At 63.7% G+C, this 22,611-nt stretch carries 15 protein-coding genes; 7 read left to right on the top strand and 8 right to left on the bottom strand.

From position 1 onward, the window contains the following. Positions 1-75 precede the first annotated feature (75 nt). On the top strand, positions 76-2,955 hold the full coding sequence (locus RI103_RS05790; RefSeq protein WP_310814420.1) for a valine--tRNA ligase: 2,880 nt from the start codon (positions 76-78) through the stop codon (positions 2,953-2,955). Positions 2,956-3,026: 71 nt separating this feature from the next. After that, positions 3,027-3,908, top strand: coding sequence for a UTP--glucose-1-phosphate uridylyltransferase GalU (gene galU / locus RI103_RS05795; protein WP_012433783.1), 882 nt, complete (start codon positions 3,027-3,029; stop codon positions 3,906-3,908). A gap of 132 nt (positions 3,909-4,040) precedes the next feature. On the opposite strand, the gene RI103_RS05800 is transcribed toward galU, so the two are convergent. Then, positions 4,041-4,268 carry a sulfurtransferase TusA family protein gene (locus tag RI103_RS05800; protein ID WP_310815181.1) on the bottom strand — a complete coding sequence of 76 codons (228 nt, stop codon included), beginning with the start codon at positions 4,266-4,268 and terminating at the stop codon, positions 4,041-4,043. A gap of 985 nt (positions 4,269-5,253) precedes the next feature. Here RI103_RS05800 and RI103_RS05805 point away from each other — a divergent pair. Further along, positions 5,254-7,605: a UvrD-helicase domain-containing protein gene (locus RI103_RS05805; protein ID WP_310814421.1), complete on the top strand. Its 2,352-nt coding sequence runs from the start codon at positions 5,254-5,256 to the stop codon at positions 7,603-7,605. A 92-nt stretch (positions 7,606-7,697) separates the two neighbouring features. Beyond that, a complete protein-coding gene (locus RI103_RS05810) occupies positions 7,698-8,501 on the top strand; it encodes a 5'-methylthioadenosine/adenosylhomocysteine nucleosidase (protein WP_310814422.1) in 804 nt (267 codons plus the stop codon). Between the two features lie 184 nt (positions 8,502-8,685). Here RI103_RS05810 and RI103_RS05815 read toward each other — a convergent pair whose 3' ends face one another. Continuing rightward, the gene (locus tag RI103_RS05815) at positions 8,686-10,590 is read right to left on the bottom strand and encodes a propionate--CoA ligase (protein ID WP_310814423.1); all 1,905 of its coding nucleotides are present in this window, start codon (positions 10,588-10,590) and stop codon (positions 8,686-8,688) included. 269 nt (positions 10,591-10,859) lie between these two features. Beyond that, positions 10,860-12,113 (bottom strand): MFS transporter, encoded by a 1,254-nt coding sequence (locus RI103_RS05820; RefSeq protein WP_310814424.1) that lies wholly within the window; start codon positions 12,111-12,113, stop codon positions 10,860-10,862. Positions 12,114-12,625: 512 nt separating this feature from the next. Between RI103_RS05820 and RI103_RS05825 the strand changes: the two genes are divergently transcribed. Then, positions 12,626-14,299 (top strand): methyl-accepting chemotaxis protein, encoded by a 1,674-nt coding sequence (locus RI103_RS05825; RefSeq protein ID WP_310814425.1) that lies wholly within the window; start codon positions 12,626-12,628, stop codon positions 14,297-14,299. Positions 14,300-15,126: 827 nt separating this feature from the next. Here the strand turns inward: RI103_RS05825 and RI103_RS05830 are convergent. The 4 genes from RI103_RS05830 to RI103_RS05845 are packed head-to-tail and all read right to left on the bottom strand — an operon-like array spanning position 15,127 to position 20,152. After that, positions 15,127-16,002 (bottom strand): HlyD family secretion protein, encoded by an 876-nt coding sequence (locus RI103_RS05830; protein WP_310814426.1) that lies wholly within the window; start codon positions 16,000-16,002, stop codon positions 15,127-15,129. 13 nt (positions 16,003-16,015) lie between these two features. Beyond that, a complete protein-coding gene (locus tag RI103_RS05835; RefSeq protein WP_310814427.1) occupies positions 16,016-16,216 on the bottom strand; it encodes a DUF1656 domain-containing protein in 201 nt (66 codons plus the stop codon). Then, positions 16,206-18,413 (bottom strand): FUSC family protein, encoded by a 2,208-nt coding sequence (locus RI103_RS05840; RefSeq protein WP_310814428.1) that lies wholly within the window; start codon positions 18,411-18,413, stop codon positions 16,206-16,208. Before RI103_RS05840 ends, RI103_RS05835 begins: the two co-directional genes overlap by 11 nt. 2 nt (positions 18,414-18,415) lie before the next feature. Beyond that, entirely contained in the window at positions 18,416-20,152 is a 1,737-nt protein-coding gene (locus RI103_RS05845; protein ID WP_310814429.1) for an efflux transporter outer membrane subunit, read from the bottom strand. A 155-nt stretch (positions 20,153-20,307) separates the two neighbouring features. On the opposite strand from RI103_RS05845, the gene RI103_RS05850 reads away from it, so the two are divergent. Together RI103_RS05850 and RI103_RS05855 are read left to right on the top strand one after the other, a co-directional pair. Beyond that, on the top strand, positions 20,308-21,246 hold the full coding sequence (locus tag RI103_RS05850; protein WP_310814430.1) for a LysR family transcriptional regulator: 939 nt from the start codon (positions 20,308-20,310) through the stop codon (positions 21,244-21,246). Between the two features lie 210 nt (positions 21,247-21,456). After that, complete coding sequence (locus RI103_RS05855; RefSeq protein WP_166679038.1) at positions 21,457-21,615, top strand: hypothetical protein; 159 nt, start codon at positions 21,457-21,459, stop codon at positions 21,613-21,615. A gap of 179 nt (positions 21,616-21,794) precedes the next feature. Here the strand turns inward: RI103_RS05855 and RI103_RS05860 are convergent, their stop codons facing one another. Beyond that, positions 21,795-22,517 carry an SOS response-associated peptidase gene (locus tag RI103_RS05860; protein ID WP_310814431.1) on the bottom strand — a complete coding sequence of 241 codons (723 nt, stop codon included), beginning with the start codon at positions 22,515-22,517 and terminating at the stop codon, positions 21,795-21,797. Positions 22,518-22,611: the final 94 nt, after the last annotated feature.

Below are 22,611 nucleotides of genomic sequence, written 5' to 3' on the forward strand. Positions count from 1 at the left end.
CCGCCCAAAAATCCCCGCCGCCGGGGCGCCGCTTATAATCGAGGATTCTTAGCATTCACCAGCCGAATCGACACAATGAGCGAGACCCCGAGCGACACCACCTCCACGCTTGCCAAAAGCTTCGAGCCTCACACCATTGAAGCCCACTGGGGCCCCGAATGGGAAAAGCGCGCCTACGCGACGCCCGTCATCGAGGAAAACCGGAAAGATTTCTCGATCCAGTTGCCGCCGCCGAACGTCACGGGCACCCTCCACATGGGCCATGCCTTCAACCAGACGATCATGGACGGCCTCACCCGCTATCACCGCATGCTCGGCGAAAACACCCTGTGGGTGCCGGGCACGGACCACGCGGGCATCGCCACGCAGATCGTCGTCGAACGGCAACTGGACGCAAAAGGCGCCTCGCGCCATGACCTCGGCCGTGAAAAGTTCGTCGAACGCGTCTGGGAATGGAAACAGGAATCCGGCTCGACCATCACGAATCAGGTACGCCGCCTTGGCGCGTCGATCGACTGGTCGCGCGAATACTTCACGATGGACGACAAGATGTCGGCCGCCGTGCGCGACGTGTTCGTCCGCCTGTACGAACAGGGCCTGATCTACCGTGGCAAGCGCCTCGTGAACTGGGACCCGGTGTTGCTCACCGCCGTCTCCGACCTCGAAGTGGTCAGCGAGGAAGAAAACGGCTCGCTGTGGCACATCCAGTATCCGCTCACCGACGGTTCGGCTCGCCTGACGGTCGCGACCACGCGCCCGGAAACCATGCTCGGCGACACCGCCGTGATGGTCCACCCGGAAGACGAGCGCTACGCGCACCTGATCGGCAAGACGGTCACGCTGCCGCTGTCGGGCCGTGAAGTGCCGATCATCGCCGACGACTACGTCGACCGCGAATTCGGCACCGGTGTCGTGAAGGTCACGCCCGCGCACGATTTCAACGACTACCAGGTCGGCCTGCGCCACAAGCTGCCGATGATCGAAATCCTCACGCTCGACGCGAAGATCAACGAGAACGCGCCGCAAAAATACCGCGGTCTCGACCGCTTCGAAGCCCGCAAGCAGGTGGTGGCCGACCTCGAAGCGCTCGGCATGCTCGAATCGGTCAAACCGCACAAGCTGATGGTGCCGCGTGGCGACCGTACCGGCGTCGTGATCGAGCCGATGCTGACGGACCAATGGTTCGTCGCCATGAGCAAGCCGGCGCCGGAAGGCACTTTCAATCCGGGCAAATCGATCGCCGAGACGGCGCTCGACGTGGTTCGCAGCGGCGAAATCAGGTTTGTGCCGGAAAACTGGACCACCACTTACTATCAATGGCTCGAGAACATTCAGGACTGGTGCATCTCGCGCCAGCTCTGGTGGGGCCATCAGATCCCGGCGTGGTACGGCGAAAACGGCGAAATCTTCGTGGCGAAGACCGAAGAAGACGCGCGCGCCAAGGCCACGGCCGCCGGTTATACGGGCGCGCTCAAGCGCGACGAAGACGTGCTCGACACGTGGTTCTCGTCTGCTTTAGTGCCGTTCTCGTCGCTCGGTTGGCCGAATGAAACGCAGGAACTGAAGCACTTCCTGCCGTCGTCGGTGCTGGTTACCGGCTTCGACATCATCTTTTTCTGGGTCGCGCGCATGGTCATGATGACCACGCACTTCACCGGCCAGGTGCCGTTCGACACGGTGTACGTGCACGGTCTCGTGCGCGACGCCGAAGGCCAGAAGATGTCGAAGAGCAAGGGCAATACGCTCGACCCGATCGATATCGTCGACGGCATCGATCTCGACGCACTGGTCGCCAAGCGCACCACCGGGTTGATGAACCCGAAGCAGGCCGCGTCGATCGAAAAGAAAACCCGTAGGGAATTCCCGGACGGCATTCCGGCGTTCGGCACCGACGCGCTGCGCTTCACGATGGCCTCGATGGCCACGCTCGGGCGCAACGTCAACTTCGATCTCGCGCGCTGTGAAGGCTATCGCAACTTCTGCAACAAGCTGTGGAATGCCACCCGTTTCGTGCTGATGAATTGCGAAGGCCACGATTGCGGCTTCGGCAAGCCGGAACAATGCGGCGAATGCGGTCCGGACGGACACCTGCATTTCTCGTCGGCCGACTACTGGATCGTCTCGCGTCTGCAACGCGTGGAAGCGGAAATCGCCAAGGGTTTCGCCGACTATCGTTTCGACAATGTGGCCAACGCCCTATACAAGTTCGTATGGGACGAATACTGTGACTGGTATCTCGAACTCGCCAAGGTTCAGATCCAGACGGGTCAGCCGAACCAGCAGCGCGCAACACGCCGCACGCTGCTGCGCGTGCTCGAGACGGTGCTGCGACTGGCGCATCCGGTGATTCCGTTCATCACCGAGGCGCTGTGGCAAAAAGTGGCGCCGTTGGCCGGGCGTTATCCCGAGGGCAAAGCCGAGGGCGAAGCGTCCATCATGGTGCAGCCTTACCCCGTTGCCGAGCCGTCGAAGATCGATGAAGACGCGGAGCAGTGGGCGGCCGACCTGAAAGCAGTGATCGATGCGTGCCGGAATCTGCGTGGCGAAATGAATCTGTCGCCGGCGGTCAAGGTGCCGTTGCTCGCTACCGGCAACGCGGAGCGCCTGCGCACTTTTGCTCCGTACGCACAGGCATTGGCCCGTTTGTCCGAAGTGCAGATCATTGCCGACGAGGCAAGCCTGGACGCGCAGGCAGATGGCGCGCCAATTGCTATCGTGGGGAATGACAAGCTCGTGCTGAAGGTGGAAATCGATGTGGCAGTCGAGCGCGAGCGGTTGTCGAAGGAGATTGCACGGTTGAGCACGGAAATCATCAAGTGCAACGGCAAATTGCAGAACGAAAGTTTTGTTGCAAAGGCACCACCGGCAGTCGTTGAGCAGGAGCAGAAAAGACTGGCAGAATTCGAAGCAACGGTGGGCAAGCTGAAAGCCCAGTTGGCGCGCTTGCCGGTCTGATCGACGCTCCGTGCCCGCCCCAAGAGGCGGGCAAGGACCGATAGCTAATTCAGAGGATTCAGGGTAATCACATGCTAAAAGTTACGAAGGCGGTTTTTCCGGTAGCAGGTCTTGGCACCCGGTTCCTCCCTGCCACGAAGGCCAGTCCGAAAGAGATGCTCCCGATTGTCGACAAGCCCCTGATCCAGTACGCGGTCGAAGAGGCGATGGCAGCCGGCATCACCGAAATGATCTTCGTCACGGGCCGCAGCAAGCGCGCGATCGAGGACCACTTCGATAAATCATACGAAATCGAGGCTGAACTCGAGGCGCGCGGCAAGGACAAGCTGCTGGAGCTCGTGCGCAGCATCAAGCCGAGCCATGTGGACTGTTTCTATGTGCGTCAGCCGGAAGCGCTGGGCCTGGGCCACGCGGTGATGTGCGCCGAAAAACTGGTGGGCGACAACCCGTTCGCCGTCATTCTCGCGGACGACTTGCTGTACGGCACGCCGCCCGTCATGACGCAGATGATCGAGGTGTTCGACCATTATCACAGCTCGGTGATCGGCGTCGAAGAGATCCCTGCTCAGGAAACCAAGTCGTACGGTATCGTCGACGGCAAGGAGTGGGAAGACTCGATCATCAAGATGTCGGGCATCGTCGAAAAGCCGGAGCCGAGCGTGGCGCCGTCGAATCTCGGCGTGGTGGGCCGGTACGTGCTGAAGCCGCGCATCTTCGAACATCTGCGTGCGTTGAAGCCGGGCGCGGGCGGCGAATTGCAGCTGACGGACGCGATTCAATCGCTGCTCGCCGACGAACAGGTGCTGGCGTACAAGTATCACGGCACGCGTTTCGATTGCGGCAGCAAGCTGGGTTATCTGAAGGCGACGGTGGAGTTCGCGTTGCGCCATCCGGAAGTGGCCGCCGATTTCGAAGAATATCTGCGCACCCGTTCGCCTGTGCTGGAAGGTTGAGGGGTTTGAGTCGCTAGTCTCTCGATAGCGTCGGCAGAAGAAAAAAGGCGCTGTGCCTCGCATTTGCGGGCACAGCGCCTTTTATTTTGTGGCCGCCTGGTGAAGCGGTGCGTACGCGGGAGTGAGCCGGTTTCAGCGGCGCTTCAGCAGGAAGGTGAAGACCTTGTCGTGCGCTGAGCTTTCGACGATTTCGTTGCCGGTTTGCTTGGCAAACGCGGCGAAATCGCGCTGCGAGCCCGGATCGGTGGCGAGCACCTTGAGAATCTGGCCGCTTTCCATGTCGGCGAGCGCCTTCTTGGCGCGCAAAATGGGCAGCGGGCACATGAGCCCGCGTGCATCGACTTCCTTGTGAATCTGAATTTGCATCGACGATGACCTTCGGGGACGGGGTGTCTTTTTTTGACGCTGGAGGGTCAAATTCTACCGCAGGTGGGGGGTGGGTGCCGGGTGGCGGTTTTGGGGGTGTTTTCTTACGGGGTTGGCCTTTCCTTGAATTCTTAGTGGTCTATTGGCGTTGCCCCTGTGCGGGGCGGCACCTACTTTCTTTGCCTGCCGCAAAGAAAGTAGGCAAAGAAAGCGGCTTCACACCGCCAGCTCATAAGCGGGCCCCTCGCGCAGTCGCGGTAGTGGTGCATCTGGAATCTGTGCTCTCGCACATTTGGCCTCAGTGACACAGCAGTCATACCTCCCGCCTCGCGCTGCGCGCTCGCCAGAACGGTCGCTCTGAAAACAAGTGGGTGCGCGTTGCGTGGCGGAGCCATCCGCTTCGCCAGGCCGATACCGCGAAACAGGGCGAGAGGCTTTAGAGGCGCCCGGACGGAGCTGGCGAGGGGAAAAGCAGTCGGGCGTGGGAAATGGCTGGGACGAAAACGGTCGTGAGCGGGAGAAAGGCCGAGCGCCCGCGAGCCGCAACCACGCGGAAAAACCGCCAATGATTGATGAGGACCATCCGGCGCGAAACCACAGGCGGTTCGCAAAACGACCACGACGGCGCGCGCAGCGCCGCCGGAAGAATGACTGCCTTGTCACGAATGCGGAATGCGCGAGAACACAGATTCCAGATGCGCCACTACCGTAACTGCGCGGGGGACCCGCTTATACGCTGGCGGTTTGAAGCCGCTTTCTTTGCCTACTTTCTTTGCGGCGGCAAAGAAAGTAGGTGCCGCCCCGCACAGGGGCAACGCTAATAGACCACAAAGAACTCAAGGAAAGGCCAACACCGCTGGCAAACATAAAAACCAACCCGAAAGCAAACAGAAAGCCCAACCCCCAAGCCCAACAACCAGAAAAACCGCCCCCCCGCCGGGGCATATAATGTCGAACGACCTGCCGCCCCTCCCCAAAAATGCCCGACCTGCTAGCCAATCTAAACCCCGAACAACACGCCGCCGTCACGCTCCCCAACGAGCCCGCGCTCATTCTCGCCGGCGCGGGCAGCGGCAAGACCCGCGTTCTGATCACGCGCATCGCATGGTTGATCCAGCATGGCTTGGCGTCGCCGGCCACGATCCTTGCGGTGACCTTCACCAACAAAGCCGCCCGCGAAATGATGTCGCGTCTGTCGGCGCTCCTGCCGATCGACACGCGCGGCATGTGGATCGGCACCTTCCACGGGCTGTGTAACCGCATGCTGCGCGCGCACCATCGCGACGCGGGCCTGCCGGCCACCTTCCAGATTCTCGATACCGCCGATCAGCTGTCCGCGATCAAGCGTCTGATGAAGGGCCTCAATATCGACGACGAAAAGTACCCGGCGAAAAATCTCCAGTACTTCATCAACAACGCGAAAGAACAAGGCCTGCGGCCGAAAGACGTCGACGCCACCGACAACTTCAACCGCAAATTCGTCGAACTCTACGAAGCCTACGACCAGCAGTGCCAGCGCGAGGGCGTGGTCGACTTTCCGGAACTGCTGCTGCGCTGCTACGAACTGCTCGCGCACAATCCGCCGCTGCGCGCCCATTATCAGGCGCGCTTCAGGCACATTCTGGTCGACGAATTCCAGGACACCAACAAGCTGCAATACGCGTGGCTCAAGCTGCTGGCGGGTCAGACCAATTCGATCTTCGCCGTCGGCGACGACGACCAGTCGATCTACGCCTTCCGCGGCGCGAACGTCGGCAACATGCGCGACTTCGAACACGAGTTCAACGTCCGCCATCTGATCAAGCTCGAGCAGAATTACCGCTCGCACGGCCATATTCTCGATGCCGCCAATCAGCTCATCGCCAACAATTCGCGCCGTCTGGGCAAGAATCTGCGTACCGACGCAGGGCACGGCGAACCGGTTCGCGTGTACGAATCCGCGACCGATTCGCAGGAAGCCGGCTGGATCGTCGAGGAAATCAAGGCGCTGATCAGCACCGGCACGTCGCGCAGCGAAGTCGCGATTCTCTACCGCAGCAACGCGCAGTCGCGCACGATCGAACACACGCTGGTCAACGCGGGCATCGCCTATCGCGTGTACGGCGGCTTGCGCTTTTTCGAGCGCCAGGAAGTCAAGCACGCGCTCGCCTATCTGCGCCTGATCGACAATCCGAACGACGACACCGCGTTTGCGCGCGTCGTCAATTTCCCGACGCGCGGCATCGGCGCGCGCTCGGTCGAGCAACTCGCGGACGCGGCGCGTCTGTACAACTGCTCGATGGCCGCGGCAATTCCGTACGTGGCGGGCAAGGCGGGTTCGAGCCTCGCGGGTTTCGCGAACCTGATCGGTAAGATGCGCGCGGAAACGCAGCAGATGAGCCTGCCGGAAACCGTCGAATACGTGGTCCGCACGAGCGGTCTCTCGGAGTTTTATCAGAACGAACGCGAAGGCCAGGACCGGCTGGAAAACTTGCAGGAACTGGTCAACGCGGCCGCCGCGTTCGTCAGCGAAGAGGGCTACGGCATGGACACGCCGGCGCGCTCCATTCCGCTGCGTCCGGGCGCGACCGCCGCACCCGAACTGGCCGTTGCCACCGACGATCCGAATACGGTCGTGCTCGACGCCCCCGGCATTGCCGATCCCGCGCAAAACCCGGACACGATGACGCCGCTCGCCGGCTTCCTGTCGCACGCGTCGCTGGAGGCGGGCGACAACCAGGCGCAAGCCGGCCAGGAAGCCGTGCAACTGATGACGGTGCATGCCGCCAAGGGCCTTGAATTCACGGCGGTGTTCATCACCGGTCTGGAAGAGGGGCTGTTCCCGCACGAGAATAGCGCGATGGAATCGGACGGTCTGGAAGAAGAGCGCCGCCTGATGTACGTGGCGATCACACGCGCCAAGGAGCGGCTGTACCTGTCGTTCGCGCAGAGCCGCATGCTGCACGGCCAGACCCGTTACAACATCCGTTCGCGTTTCTTCGACGAACTGCCGCAGGAAACGCTCAAGTGGCTCACGCCGAAGGTCGAGGCGGGCGCGCGCTGGGGCGGCCGCTCGGACAACGCGGGTTATGGGCGCGACTGGTTCGCGCGGCCGGGTTATACGGGGGCTGCGTCGTCGACGCCGGCACCGTTGCCCGCGTTCGCGAACGAACAGCGTGCGGCGGAAACGGGTTTCCGCGTGGGCCAGCAGGTGTTCCACACCAAGTTCGGCGAAGGCACGATCACCGCGCTCGAAGGCGGCGGCACCGACGCGAAGGCGCAGGTCAAATTCAAGCGGCACGGCGAGAAATGGCTGGCCTTGGCGGTCGCTAAATTGCAGGCGGTGGAATGAGCAAGACGGGTGTGGGTACGGCGGCGCCAGGCGCGGCCAGTGACAGTGAGGCCGGCGCACGAACGGCTGATGGAGGCTCAGTGGCAGCAAGCATGTCCGACATCGATCCGAACCGCAGCGGCGCGCCGGTTTCGCATCGGCCGCTCGGGATTCTGGCGGCGTTGCCGCAAGAGCTCGGCGACCTGATCGCCGCGATGCGCGCTGAGTCCGGTGTGCGCACCATCACGCATGGTCAGCGGGACTATCACCTGGGCACCGTCCACGGCGCGCCGTGTGTCGTGACGCTGGCGCGCGTCGGCAAGGTTGCGGCGGCGGCCACGGTCAGCGCGCTGATCCATGCATTCGACGTCGAAGCGATCGTGTTCACCGGCGTGGCCGGCGGCGTGGGAAGCGAAGTGCGGGTGGGCGATATCGTCGTCGCCGACGCGCTGCTGCAGCACGATCTCGATGCGTCGCCGCTGTTTCCGCGTTTCGAAGTGCCGTTGCTCGGCATCTCGCGATTCGACGCCGATGCGGCGCTGGCCGATCAGCTCGCCGCGGCCTGCCAGCGCTTCGTCGCCGAAGAGGGCGCGGCCTCGGCGGCGCGCTTCGGCACGCGCGAGCCGCGCGTGCATCGCGGTTTGATCATCAGCGGCGATCAGTTCGTGGCCAGCGCGGCGGGCGTTCAGGCCTTGCGCGAGGCGTTGCCGGATGCGCTCGCCGTGGAGATGGAAGGCGCGGCGATCGCGCAGGTCTGTTACGAATACGGTGTGCCGTGCGCGGTGGTGCGTACCGTCTCGGATACCGCCGACGATCACGCGCCGGCGTCTTTCGTATCGTTTCTCACGGAGATCGCGGGGACCTATTCGAATGCGATTCTGACGCGGTTTTTAGAAGCACGTGGTTCGACGGTCTGACGCGGGCGTCGAGGGGCGCGCGTGTCGGCGCATTCACAACGACACGCGCTTTAGTCCCGCCGCGACTTTGCAAGTTACTTGGCCTTGGCGTCGCCCAACGCCTCACGCCTCCGCCACGAGACCGCTGTCTAATCCGCGATGGTCAACAAATCGCCTGGCGCGAGACACGCCGCGGTCTTGCAAGCTAGTTCCCCCCACCTTCGCCCAGCGCCTCGCGCACCTGCTGCAACGCCGCCGGATCCTCGATGGTCGGCAGGTCGCCCGGCTCGCGTCCTTCTGCGAGCGCCGCGATCGCGCGGCGCAGCAGCTTGCCGGAGCGCGTCTTCGGCAGCATCGACACCACCACGACGCGTGACGGCCGCGCAATCGCGCCGAGCTGGCGGTCCACCGTCGCGGTGAGTTCGGCTTCCAGTTTGTTGCGCTTTTTCGTGTCCGCGTAGGCCTGTGCGTCGCGCAGCACCACGAAGGCCATCGCCGCCTGACCCTTCAACGGATCCGTCACGCCGACCACCGCCACTTCCGCCACGGCCGCGTGGCTCGACAACGCTTCCTCGATCTCGCGCGTGCCGAGCCGGTGGCCGGCGACGTTGATCACGTCGTCAGTGCGGCCGAGGATCGTCACGTAGCCGTCTTCGTCCTGTACGCCCCAGTCGAAGGTCGAATAGACCTGCCGGTTCGGAATGCTCGACCAGTACGTGCTGACGAAACGCTTGTCGTCGCCCCATACCGTCGACATGCAACCCGGCGGCAGCGGATAGTCCAGCGTCAGTACACCCTTTTCGCCGGGCCGGCAGGGCTCGCCGCTCAGCTCGTTGCGCAAGGTCAGATTGAAACCCGCCGACGGCACGCCCGGCGAGCCGAGCTTGGTGGGCAACGCCTCGACGCCGCGCGGGATCGCCAGCATCGGCCAGCCGGTTTCGGTCTGCCAGTAGTTGTCGACCACCGGCTTGCCGAGCGCGCCGGCGATCCACGCGGCGGTCGGTTCGTCGAGCGGCTCGCCGGCGAGGAACAGCGCACGCAGGCTCGACAGATCGGCTTTCTTCAGCAGCGCCGGGTCCTGCTTTTTCAGCACGCGCAAGGCGGTGGGCGCGGTGAACATCAGATTGATCCGGTGATGGGCGACGAGGCGCCACCAGATGCCGCCGTCCGGACGGATCGGCGTGCCTTCGTACATGACGGTGGTGAGGCCCGCGATCAGCGGCGCGTAGACGATATAGCTGTGGCCGACCACCCAGCCCACGTCCGACGCGGTGAACATCGTGTCGCCCGCCTTGCCCTGAAAAATGTGTTCCATCGATGCCGCCAGCGCGACCGCGTAGCCGCCGACGTCGCGTTGCACGCCCTTCGGCTTGCCGGTCGTGCCCGACGTGTACAGCACATACGAAGGCTCGTTCGATTCGAGCCACTCGCACGGCACGTGGGCGTCAAAGAACTGTTCGCGCAGCGGCTCGTATGCAACCAGGTAGCTGGCGTTGAGCCGCTCGGGCGCGAGTTGCCGGTCGATCAGCAGCACGTGCGGCGTCTTGTGCTTCGCGCGGGCGAGCGCTTCGTCCATCAGCGGCGTGTAGTCGATTACCTTGCCGCCGCGCGCGCCGGCGTCGGCGGTGACGATCAGCACGGGCTTCGCGTCGTCGATGCGGGCCGCGAGGTTGGGCGCCGCGAAGCCGCCGAACACCACCGAGTGAATCGCGCCGAGGCGCGCGCAGGCGAGCATCGCGAACAGGGCCTCGGGGATCATCGGCAGATAGAGCAACACCACGTCGCCGCGCTTCACGCCGAGCGAGCGCATGACCGCGGCCATCCGGTTGATTTCCGCGTGCAGCTCGGCGTAGGTGTAGCGCCGTTCGATGCCGGTTTCCGTCGAGACATACACCAGCGCGTTCTGTTGCGCGCGCTCGGCCAGATGACGGTCCACCGCGTTATGGCACAGGTTCGTGCGGCCACCGACGAACCAGCGCGCGAACGGCGGCTTCGAGCGATCGAGCACCGTGTCGAACGGCGTCTGCCAATGAATGCGCCGCGCCTCGTCGCGCCAGAATGCCTCGGGGTCGTCGATCGAACGGCGGTGGAAGTCGCGGTAGCTTGTCATCTGCGGCGATCCTTCTGCTGCGTGAGTGAACGGATGGCGGGTCGTGTGGGCCGCGTTGCGCGCGGCGCGAGAGCAGGGCGTGTATCCGCACAAGCATAGAGCAGGCGTGGCTCGGCGGACAACGCGGGTTCACCATGAGCGATGCGGCGCGCTGTCCGGCACGGCGATGAGTCGCGCTCCGGACACGCCGCGCTCATCTGCTTCACGCAAAGGCAAAGAAAAAGGCGCCGAAGCGCCTTTCTCTCATCAGACCCGCGGTCAGACGGGCATCACGCCTTCGCGCGCTTGCCTTCCACATCCGGCAGGAACACCGTCAGCACGCCGATCAGCGGCAGGAACGAACAGACCTTGTACACGTACGTGATGCTGGTGGCATCGGCCAGTTGCCCGAGCACCGCCGCGCCGATCCCGCCCATGCCGAACGCAAAGCCGAAGAAGAGGCCCGCGACCATGCCCACCTTGCCGGGAATCAACTCCTGCGCATACACGAGGATCGCCGAGAACGCCGAGGCCAGCACCACGCCGATCACCACCGTCAGCACGCCGGTCCAGAACAGATTGGCATACGGCAGCAGCAGCGTGAACGGCGCCACGCCGAGGATCGACACCCAGATCACATACTTGCGGCCGATCCTGTCGCCGATCGGACCGCCGATCACCGTGCCCGCCGCGACGGCCGCGAGGAACACGAACAGATGGACCTGCGCGGCCTGCACCGGCAGATGGAACTTGTCGATCAGATAGAACGTGAAGTAGCTGTTGATGCTGGCGAGATAAAAGTACTTCGAGAACACCAGCAGGATCAGCACGCTCATCGCGAACATGACCTTGTTGCGCGAAAGCGTGGCGTGACCGGCGACGCCGCGCGCCTTCTTCACCGAAGGATGCTGCTTGTACCAGCGGCCGATCTGCGTCAGCACGACCATCGCGACAAGCGCGGCTACCGAGAACCACGCGATGCTGCGCTGGCCGTGCGGAATCACGATCAATGCTGCGAGCAGCGGCCCGAGCGACGAACCCGCATTGCCGCCCACCTGGAACAGCGACTGCGCCAACCCGTGACGACCGCCCGACGCCATGCGCGCGACCCGCGACGATTCCGGGTGGAACACCGACGAACCGCAGCCGACCAGCGCCGCCGCCACGAGCAGCACGCTGAAGTTGGGCGCGACCGACATCAGCAGCAGACCCGCGAGCGTGAAGCCCATGCCGACGGGCAGCGAATACGGCTTCGGATGCTTGTCCGTATAAATGCCGACGAGCGGCTGCAGCAGCGACGCGGTGATCTGGTAGGTCAGCGTGATCAGGCCGATCTGGCCGAACGACAACGAGAAGTTGTCCTTCAGCATCGGGTAGATCGCGAGAATCAACGACTGGATCATGTCGTTGAGCAGGTGCGAAAAGCTGATCGCGCCGAGCACGGAATAGACGGTGCGCTGCACCTTGGCGGCCGGTTGCGCGGCGGCGGTTCCTGTTCCGGCTGGCGCGCCGGTGAGGGCGCTTTTATCGAGGCTCGTTTCCATACGCTAGATGAGAGAGAAGAAAGAGTGATCTGGAGCCGTCGGACGCTGTTTCGGGCACGTTTTCATTGCTGCGGCATCTCGACGCGACGTTTTGCTCCTTCAACTGTGTGTCGAAGTTTAATGTGGCCTGACCGAATTGTAAGGACAAGTTTTGTCGCGAATCGGACACACGGTGGTGATTAGGGGCAGAGGCTGTGCTCCGAAGCCGGGAGTCGCACGCACCTCGGCGGTGCGGGGGACGTCTGTCCTGCCACGGCCACGCGCGGATGGCCAGTCGTTCCGATATATGCCGACCGGCGATTTTTGGCCGTGTATAAACGGTCGCGGGCGCGAAGCTTACAAAGCGGCGCGCCGAGGACCGGGCGACTCACGTGGCAACACGCGTGGCGAAAGCGGCCGGCATTTTGCGAGCGACGTTAAAGATCGCGGACGTTCTTGCCGTAGACCCGGAGAGATAAGCGGCAATGCCGGAACCAACCTTTCCGGCAGTTCTAAACGTGGGGACGGGGAATATGAAAGCAGTTTCGCTGGGTAGCCAGACGGGCGCGGGATTCGTACCGGAGGGGGCATCGGCTGGCAAGCCGCCGCGTGGCCAGGGTAGCCGCTCGCGAGCGGTGAGGCTCAAGGGTTTGTCGGTGAAGGCGATGTTGCGCCTCGCGTTTGCCGTGCTGCTGATCGGCACGCTGCTGATCGGCATGTTTTCGCTGACCCAGATCAGCCGCCTGAATGCGTCCGCGCAATCCATCTACGATCAGGGGCACGTCGCCAGCCGCGCGGCCGAAGAAGCGCGCGGCCACATGTTGCGCGCGAGCCGCGCGCAAAAAATGCTGCTCACCGCGACCACCGCGAAAGAGCGCGATGAACTCGGCACCGACATCGAGGCGGGGCTGAGCGGTCTTGCCACGCAACTCGGCACGCTGCAACAGTACGTCGAGACGTTCGACGCCAAGGCCGTCGACCAGCAGAAGAAATTCGCCGCCGCCGTGACGGTATGGAGCGGCCATCTGCGCGACTTCGTGACGCTCGTGAAAGCGCAGCCGCTCGATCTGTCGCAGATGAACTGGCAGGTCGGCACGCAGGACGTGTCGCTGCTGGTCGAAACCGGCAAGCTGGAAAAAATGGTCGACGAACTCGTCGCGCAGCGCGGCACGGCAGCGAAGGCGACCATCGAGGCGTCGGGCTTTATTTACCACTCGTCGTTCGTGATGATCGCGGTGGCGACGCTTGGGCTGATCGTCCTCGCGTTCGGCATCAGCGAGTGGGTGGTGCGGCGCCTCGCCGGCCAGCTCGGCGGCGAGCCGGCGTATGCGAAGGAAATTGCCAGCCGGATCGCGGCGGGCGATCTGTCGGTCGAGATCGCGTTGGGTCGCAAGGACAGGTCGAGCATGCTGTTCGCGCTGCACGACATGCAGAGCGGGCTCGCGACGACGGTCGCCGATATTGCGTCGAGCGCGGACGCGATTGCGACGGCCTCGGGCGAGATTTCGATGGGTAACCTGGACCTCTCGCAGCGCACCGAACAGCAGGCGATGGCGCTCGAGCGCACCGCGAGCAGCATGGAGCAGCTGACCTCGACGGTTCGCCAGAACGCCGACAACGCGAAGCAGGCGAGCACGTTGGCCAATAACGCGTCGGAGATCGCGGAGAAGGGTGGCGAGGTGGTGAGCCGCGTGGTCGCGACGATGAACGATATCAACGATAGCGCGCGCAGTATCGGCGACATCATTGGCGTGATCGAAGGGATTGCGTTTCAGACCAACATTCTTGCGTTGAATGCGGCGGTTGAGGCTGCGCGGGCTGGGGAGGAAGGGCGGGGATTTTCGGTTGTGGCTGCCGAGGTGCGGAATCTGGCTCAGCGCAGTGCTGCGGCCGCCAAGGAGATCAAAGGCTTGATCAGTACTTCGGTCGAGCGGGTGAGCAATGGGTCGGCTTTGGCTCAGGATGCCGGGCAGACTATGGATGAGGTCGTCAAGGCTGTGAAGCGGGTGACCGATATCATGGGGGAGATTTCGGCGGCGTCTTCCGAGCAGAGTGCCGGGATCGAGGAGATCAATCTCGCGGTGACGCAGATGGATTCCGGGACGCAGCAGAATGCGGCACTGGTGGAGGAGGCAACCGCTGCTGCCAGATCGTTGGATGATCAGGCGCGGGGGTTGAAGGTTATGGTGGGGAAGTTCAGGTTGTGAGGTTTGGGGTTTTTTGCCTGTGCGGCGGTTTGGGTGGGGTTTTTTTGGGGTGTTGGCCTCTTCTTGAATTGTTTGTGGTCTATTGGCGTTGCCCCTGTGCGGGGCGGCACCTACTTTCTTTGCCGCCGCAAAGAAAGTAGGCAAAGAAAGCGGCTTCAAACCGCCAGCGTATAAGCGGGTCCCCCGCGCAGTTACGGTAGTGGCGCATCTGGAATCTGTGTTGTCGCGCATTCCGCATTCGTGACAAGGCAGTCATTCTTCCGGCGGCGCTGCGCGCGCCGTCGTGGTCGTTTTGCGAAGCGTCGGTGGTTTCGATGCCCGATGGTCTTTTTTTCGTCGAGGCGTCTGTGATTTTCGCGCCGGAAGGCATCTTCGGTAGCGCGAGTCCCGCCTTACTCCCTTGGCGCTTCTGAAACCGCGCGCCATTTCGCGGCATCGCCGAGGCGAAGGCGATGGCTCCGGCCACGCGGGCCCCCACTGGTTCTTGCACCGACCGTTCCGGCGAGCGCGAAGCGCGAGGCGCGACGTATGACGGCTGTGTCACTGAGGCTGATTGTAAGTGACGAGTTCGCCCGATGCTTTCGTCTAGAACTGCGCAGTCATCTGAAGCCCGAACGTCACCCGCGCGGTAGGGAACAGGCAAGAAAAAAAGCCCGCACGTGGCGGGCTTAAAAGTTATCAATTCAGGTGCGCAAAGCGACCGGCAACCCATAACGCCACGCTATGCTTCCCGGTCGCCTGGGGCCGGGGCGGTCTATCTAACGTGCTACGTCCCCGGCCAACACTCTAAGGATCACAAACAAAAACCACCGCAAGGGCAAAAAAAATCAACCAGCCTTACCCACCCCAGGCGTGACAACAACAGTACAAGTAATTCCTGCCGCCAACACCACGTCATCCGGCACAGAATCGATCTTCACCCGCACCGGTACGCGCTGCGCCAACCGCACCCAATTGAAAGTGGGATTCACGTCAGCCAGCAATTCCCGGCTTTCGGGATTATCCCGATCGTAGATCCCACGAGAAATACTCTCGACGTGTCCTTGCAACGTGCCGCCGCTCATCAGCCGAACCTCGGCCTTGTCGCCGACGCTCACGTGAGGAAGCTTGGTCTCCTCAAAATACCCATAGACCCAGAACGAATGACTATCGACAATCGCCAGTTTGGCCGCGCCCGCAGTCGCATAGTCGCCGCGGAACACACTGAGGTTAGTCACATACCCATCAACGGGCGACACAACCCGCGTCCGCGAAAGATTCAACCTGGCCGCATCGAGCGCAGCCAAAGCCTGCTGATAAGAAGCCTCCGCAGCCGAAGCCGTATGAGTCGCATTCTCACGGCTCTCTTTGGACACGACCAAGGCATCCATATCCGCACGCCGTTGCGCATCATCGCGCCTCATCTGCAACTCGGCCTTTCGCGCGGCAACCGCGGCCTGCGCCTGTTCAACCGCAATCTCATAGTGCGACGGATCGATCTGCATCAGCAGATCGCCTTTCTTCACCAGTTGATTGTCTTTCACAGGCAGATCGACAACCGCGCCCGACACATCCGGCGCGACATTCACGATCTCGGCGCGCACGCGCCCATCGCGCGTCCACGGTTCGTCCATGTAATGAACCCACAGCACGCGTCCAATCAAAATCGCGACGATAAAAATAACAGTCGTCGCGACGAAGCCCACAACATTTCGGATGGTCATGTTTCGACTCTGATCAACGATAAACGGCGAGACCCAGCACGCCGCACACACACACGAGCAAGCTGGCCCGGAACAAGGACGGATGCCACACCACGCGATACAGGCCCGTATAGGCAATCACGCGGTCCAACACCCAGGTCAGCCCCGCGCCCGCGATGAACAGCAGCACGATGGCCGGCACGTAGGCGTCGAAAACGGCGATATCACGTGGCATGACGAACTCCTTCTGACGCGTCGGCACGTCCGCTCATCAGCGGTTCAAGCGGCGATTGCGGATCGAGCAGCGCGGTACGAATGAAATGCAGTTGACTCAAAATGCGTTGCAGCCGATGCCGCTCGTCACGCGGCGGCGTGAAGGTGGCCAGCATCTGCTGAACGGCGGCGATGGCGTCCGTGGTCGCGGCAAGCGCGCGGTCGAAGCGGTCTTCACGCGGCCGCTCGAATAGCGCGGCCAGCGTATCGCGCATCGAACGCAACGCGACGCGCCACGGCATCGACTTCGCATAGCGCGCGTCGGCGGGCAGCGCCGCCACTTCGTGGCGCAAGTCGATCATCGCGTTGCCGACTTCGAGCACCGAGAAGAGCCAGCGCAAGGTGTCGCGTTTGAGTTCGGGCTCGTTTTGCGCGAGCGCGTTGATCTGGAACATCAGATCACGCGCGCCGCTCTCGAAGCGCGAACGCACCCGCCGCATGCCCGCGCGGCTCGCCAGCCCGACCTGGCGGCGCAGATCGACCAGCAGGCGGCTGCGCAACCACGGTGTCGAAGGCGGCAGCAGCACGGCGAACGCGATCGACGACGCCAGGATCGACAGCACGAGTGCCATCGCATCGTTCATGAACGCGCTCGGGTCGTAGTGAATCACGTTGTCCGGGCCGGCCAGGAAACAGAAGAAGATGCAATAGCCGACGCCATACCCGGCCAACGCGGGCCGCGTCGTCATGAACACGCCGAGCAGCAGGAACGGTGCGAGCGCGGCGCACAACAGCGGGAAACCGTCGATGTGCGGAAACACGCCGTACACCGCGATCATGCCCATCACCGTGGCGACCAGCGTGCCGCCGGCCATCTGGAACGCGGTGCGCTTCGGATTCGGCGACGACGACGCCAGCGCGCAAATCGCCGCGGCATTCAGCGTCAGGGTCGAACCGCTCGGCCATGCGGTCGCGATCCAGAACGCGCCGAGCACCATCATCACGATGGCGGCGCGCACGCCCGCGACGCCGGCCGCGATCGCGTTCGTCTTCGGTTCGTAACGCTCGATCCAGCGCTCGCGCTCATGCGTATCGACGGCGAGCGAGGCGTACGTGGCCGCATACGCATGCAGATCATCGATGAAGCGGTACAGCAGCTCGGCACCGGTGTCGAAGTCGAGCAGCGGTGCTTCGGGACGCGTCTCCAGTTCCGACCGTGTCGCGCGCACGCGTCTGGGCAACTCGCCTTTGTAGGCCTCGAGTTGCTCGGCGACGCGGGCGGCGTCGGCGGCGCTCAGCACGGGCTCGCCGGATTTCGCGAGCAGCGGGGCGATCTCCTTGAAGTACGGCTCAAGCGCATCGATCGCGGTGGCCGCGCCGCTCGTTTGCGTGCTTCGCAAGCGGTTCATCAACTGATGCAGCGCGTGAAAGCGCGTCGACGCCGTCATGAACTCGCTGTTCAGACGCGCCAGACGGCCGCCGCGCATGCGCGAATCGGGGCCTTCGAACACGGCCACGCTGCGGGCGGCTTCGAATCCGACGATGTCGGCGACAAAACGGGCGTTGGTCGCTTCGATCTGCGCGCGGTCGTTGCGGCCGGCGAGCGAGGCCGACACATACTCGACGAACGCCGAGAAACGCGCGCGCACCGTGCCGCGCATCTGCAAGCCGGCGAATTGCGGAAACACGAGGCCGCTCACGGCGCCCGCGCAGACGATGCCGACCACCACTTCGGCAACCCGCGTGAGCGCGCTCAGAAACGCGCCGTCCGGATGCTGCGAAGCGGGGATGCCGATCAGCGCGGCGGTATAGCCGGCCAGCACGAAACCGTACGACCGGAAGTTGCGGTTGCGCGCGGCGCCGGCGGTGCAGATGCCCACCCAGATGGCCGTCGTGACGATGAACAGTTCCGGCTGCTGCGCGAACAGCCCGATCAGCGCGAGCATCACGACGAGACCGACGAGCGTGCCGCAGATCCGGTAAAAGCTCTTGGCGAACACCATGCCGCTTTGTGGCTGCATCACGATGAACACAGTGGTCATCGCGGTGCGCGGCTGCGGCAGGTCGAGCTTCATCGCGACGCCGAGCGCGAGGAAGCAGGCGGCGAGCGCTTTGAAGAGATAGATCCACGTGAGGCCGTCGTTGCGCGCCCAGTCGGCGGCGGCCGCGTATAACGCGGCGAACTTCGCCGGGCGCGAGGCGGAAGAAGAGATGGACATGGTCAGCTTCCTGACTTGGCGGGCAGGGCAGCGGCGGCCGGGACCGAAGTGGCCGTTACTGCGCTCATTGCGCTAGCGTTCGCACCGCTGGCAGCAGCGGGCGACGGTTTCATGGCGCTCGGCCTGGCGTTCCGCGCGCGGTCTGTGTAAGCGGTGGCCGGTGCGGCTTTATCCGGGCGGCCAGCCGACTCGACTTTTGCCGTCGCGTTCGCGGGCACGGCTCCAGTGTTCGAGCCCGCCGTTGCCGCTTTGCCTTTGCCATGCGCCGGCAGTGTCTCATTCGCCTGCGGACCATTAGCCGGGTCGTCGAGACCGCCGCCCAACGCGGTGACCAGCGACGCATGCGCGCCCAGCCGTTCGGCCTGAATCTTCGCGACGCCTTCCTGCGCGTGCAGCAACTGGTTTTGCGCGATCAGCACGTTCAGGTAATCGGTCAGCCCGCGCCGATAACCTTCGCGCGCCAGGTCGTAGTTCTTGCGAGCGGCCGCGACCGAACGGTCGGCGTCGTCGGCCTGCGTGGCAAGCGAGCGGATCCGGATCACCTGATCGGAGATGTCCTTGAGCGCGCCGACAATCGACTGGTTATAGCCCTCGACGGCTTCGTCATAGCCCGCCGACGCCGCGCCGAGTTGCGAACGCAACCGTCCGCCGTCGAGAATCGGCAGCGACAGCGCCGGCCCCGCGCTCCAGCTATGCGACGGGTTCTTCAGAAACTGGAACAGCGGCCCCATCGCCGCATAGCCGCCGATCGACGCCAGCAGGTTGATGTCAGGGTAGAAGTCGGCCTTGGCGACATCGATGCCGCGCGCTTGCGCCGCGACCGTCCAGCGCGCCGCGACCACGTCCGGGCGATGGCCGATCAGGTCCGCGGGCAACGCGCTCGGCAGTCCGGCCGGCGTGTTCAGCGATAGCGTCGGGCGCTGGATCGAATCGCCCGCGCCCGGACCTTTGCCGGCCAGCGCGGCCAGCTGATTGCGACCGAGCGCGATCTTCTCTTCGATTTCGTCGATCTGGCGCTCGTATTCCGGCAGCGGCGTTTCGGCCTGGCTCACTTCGAGTTGTGTGCCGATGCCGCCTTTCAGACGGCGGTTGGCCAGATCCACGATCTGCTGCTGTTGCTGCAAGGTGGCCTTGGCGATGTCGAGCAGCGCGTAGTTCAGCGACATCTCGATGTACGTGCGCACCACGTTGCCTTCCAGTTCGAGCTGGGCGGCGCGCGCGTCGGCAGCGCTCGCGTGGGCGGCGTCGAGCGCGCGCTCGGCGGCGTTCCTGTCCTTGCCCCAGATGTCGAGGTGATACGACAGGCCGAGCGTGGCGGTGTTGTTCCACGATTGCTCGCCCGCGAGCGGGCCCGGGCCGTAGTAGACGTTGTCGGCCCACTTCTGGCGCTGGATCGACAGGCTGCCGTTGACTTGCGGCGACAACGCCGAACGGGCGACGCCCGCCATCGACAACGCTTCGCGCACGCGCGCCTGGGCGGCCGCGAGGTTCGGGTTGCCGGCCTGCGCATCTTCGATCCACTGGTTCAGTTGCGGATCGCCATAGGCGCGCCACCAGTCGACGGCGGGCCATTGAGCGTCCGCGTTGGCGGCGCGGATCGCGTTGCCGGCGTCGAGCGAAGCAGGTTCGATTCCGCTCGCTTGCGGCGCGACGCCTCCGGTACTTGCACAGCCGGCGATTGTTAATAGGATCGCAAGAACCGCGGTCGCGGCGATCCCTTTCTGTACCGGAGACTGCACGATTTCCTCCAAGATTGGCTATAGAAGCATGTGCGTCATTATATTTTTTGATTGATTGGGGAATAACCGGTAAAGATGCAAGGCATTTTTACGCGATATGAGACAATCGCCTTTGCGAATCGTGTAACAATCGCTTCCGCTTACAAGGGAAAGTTATGGATACGCTTCAAAACATGCGCGTATTTGTCCGCGTCGTCGAAGCGGGCAGCTTCACGGGCGCCGCGCAGCATTTGAATACGACCACGGCCTATGCGTCGCGCGCGGTCTCCGATCTGGAAGCGCATCTGCGCACGCGCCTCCTGAACCGGACCACGCGCCGCATCGCGCTGACCGAGGCCGGCGAACGCTACCTGCAGCGCTGCGAGCAGATCCTCGCGTACGTGGATCAGGCGGAAGCCGAGGCGAGCGATGCCCACGCCCGTCCGTCCGGCAAACTGAAGGTTCACGCCATGACGAGTTTCGGCCAGCACTACGTGGTGCCGGCCGTCGGCCGCTATCAGGACCGCTATCCGGACGTGCACATCGAACTGACGCTCGCGCAGCGCATGCCCGATCTGCTCGACGAAGGCTTCGACGTGTCGCTCACGCTTGCCACCGGTCTGCCGGATTCGGGCCTGGTGTCGCAGCGGCTCGGCAGCGCGTTCAGCATTGCGTGCGCGTCGCCGGCTTATCTGGAGCGTCACGGCGTGCCGCAAACGCCGGCGGACCTCACGCGCCACGCGTGTCTGCAAATGGTCACACCGGTGTTCCCAACCGACAGATGGACCTTCGACGGCCCGAACGGCGAGGAAACCATTGCTCTCGGCGCGACCACCTTTCAGGTGAACGTGGCCGAAGCCATGGCGGTGGCCGTGTCGAGCGGCATGGGGGTCGGGCTGATTCCGATCTACTCGGCGATCAGCGGTTTGAGAAGTGGCGAGCTGGTGTGGCTGCTGCCGGAATACACGTCGCAGGAAATGAATCTGTACGCGTTGTACCCGTCCCGCCAATATCTGGATGCCAAGATCCGCACGTGGGTTGAGTTTTTGCGCGACGAATTGCCGGCCACGCTCGCCGCGGATCAGGAGGAGTTGCGCGAGTTCGCGCGCACCTGAAGCCGCGCCGCGCGGGCGTTGCGGCGATGGCCGACGGTTTGCGGCAGCACGGCGCGAGCGCCTGTTACATAACTGCGGCGTCGCAACATTTCCTTACTTCTGCCGCGCGGTCGATTTGCTAACGTGTCGTTCATGCGCTGCGGTATTGCACTGGACGCGCCCAGTTCGCCGCCGTTCGGCAGACCGCAACAACAGAAGGACGAGGGATTCATGGATACGCATCTGATGATTGGCGTGGCCGTCATGTTTGGCTTGATCGGGATCGCCGCATCGCGCGATTTGCTCCGCCGTCTGCGCGAACAGCAGCCGCAACTGGTGCCGGTCAAGGTAGAGCGCCCGGATTTGCAGGGGCAGCGGCGCGATCGTTGAGGTTTGGCATGGCGCCACTTTGGCGGGCAGGTTTATTTCTGTCCTGGAGGCGCCGCGGTTGACCGACGTTTCGTGGCTGACGTCCGGCGCTTACAGTCAGTTCAGTGCGGCGCTCGGGCGCTTCCGTCCTGCTGCGTCGCGGTCGGTCCACGTTCCGCGCTCACATCCGGCGTTCAAATTCAGTTCGCCGCCGCGATCAGACCCGGCTCGTCGTTGAGCGTGCGGTCCACCTCGTGGCTCACCCGATGCCAGCGAAAGCGCCCGGCCGCCAAGCCCGCGCTGCGCGTCAACTGCTCGAGTTCGTCGAGCGGCAGCTTCGGGTCAAGCCAGCGCCGCGCCGCATCGGGCGCGAATGCGAGTGGACGGCGGTCGTGCACACCGACGAGGCCCGCGTCCGCGATGGCCGTCACGATCACCATTCCCATGCCTTCCGTTTGCGGTTCAGTGCCGCGCACGCTCGAGAGCGCCGCCAGATACATCGGCGAGTCGCTCTTCAGATGCACGAAGTAGGGCTGGCGGCTCGGCGGCTCGTCTAGTCTGCCTTTGCTGTCCGCGATAGTGGTCACGGGCGCGCTTTCCGTGCGCCACTCGAACCACCCGTCCGCCGGTACCAAAACCCGTCCGGTTTTCCACAGTTCCTTGAAGTAGCGCCCGTTCGGCGCGGCATCCGCGCGCGCATTGATCGTCTGCGGCAGATGCTGTTCGCGTGCCCAGTCCGGGCAATACCCCCAGTGGATCGCGTGTACCGTTTGATCCGGATAGATGGCGAGCGGGTGGGTGCCGGGCGCGAGGTTGTAGCCGGGACGGCGGTCGGCGGCATCGAAGAGCATGAGCGGATCGGCGAGACCGAGGTGCTCGGCGTAGAGATGCGGATCGCGGTACTGGCTGATTCGACCACACATGAGCGACCTCCGGAGACGACCCGCCTGGGTTTTTTGCGACCGCAGTTCGGTAACCGCGATTCGACAACCTCAACAGCGTAGTGCCTGCCGTGCG

The organism is Paraburkholderia sp. FT54, from assembly GCF_031585635.1.
In the GTDB taxonomy this organism is placed as follows: Bacteria; Pseudomonadota; Gammaproteobacteria; order Burkholderiales; family Burkholderiaceae; genus Paraburkholderia.

Coding starts and splice junctions, on each gene's coding strand:
- RI103_RS05835 (WP_310814427.1), bottom strand. CDS start 16,216: ATGCCACGTGATATCGCCGTTTTCGACGCCTACGTGCCGGCCATCGTG.
- RI103_RS05805 (WP_310814421.1), top strand. CDS start 5,254: ATGCCCGACCTGCTAGCCAATCTAAACCCCGAACAACACGCCGCCGTC.
- RI103_RS05840 (WP_310814428.1), bottom strand. CDS start 18,413: ATGTCCATCTCTTCTTCCGCCTCGCGCCCGGCGAAGTTCGCCGCGTTA.
- RI103_RS05825 (WP_310814425.1), top strand. CDS start 12,626: ATGAAAGCAGTTTCGCTGGGTAGCCAGACGGGCGCGGGATTCGTACCG.
- RI103_RS05820 (WP_310814424.1), bottom strand. CDS start 12,113: ATGGAAACGAGCCTCGATAAAAGCGCCCTCACCGGCGCGCCAGCCGGA.
- RI103_RS05830 (WP_310814426.1), bottom strand. CDS start 16,002: ATGACCATCCGAAATGTTGTGGGCTTCGTCGCGACGACTGTTATTTTT.
- galU (WP_012433783.1), top strand. CDS start 3,027: ATGCTAAAAGTTACGAAGGCGGTTTTTCCGGTAGCAGGTCTTGGCACC.
- RI103_RS05790 (WP_310814420.1), top strand. CDS start 76: ATGAGCGAGACCCCGAGCGACACCACCTCCACGCTTGCCAAAAGCTTC.
- RI103_RS05855 (WP_166679038.1), top strand. CDS start 21,457: ATGGATACGCATCTGATGATTGGCGTGGCCGTCATGTTTGGCTTGATC.
- RI103_RS05850 (WP_310814430.1), top strand. CDS start 20,308: ATGGATACGCTTCAAAACATGCGCGTATTTGTCCGCGTCGTCGAAGCG.
- RI103_RS05810 (WP_310814422.1), top strand. CDS start 7,698: ATGTCCGACATCGATCCGAACCGCAGCGGCGCGCCGGTTTCGCATCGG.
- RI103_RS05860 (WP_310814431.1), bottom strand. CDS start 22,517: ATGTGTGGTCGAATCAGCCAGTACCGCGATCCGCATCTCTACGCCGAG.
- RI103_RS05815 (WP_310814423.1), bottom strand. CDS start 10,590: ATGACAAGCTACCGCGACTTCCACCGCCGTTCGATCGACGACCCCGAG.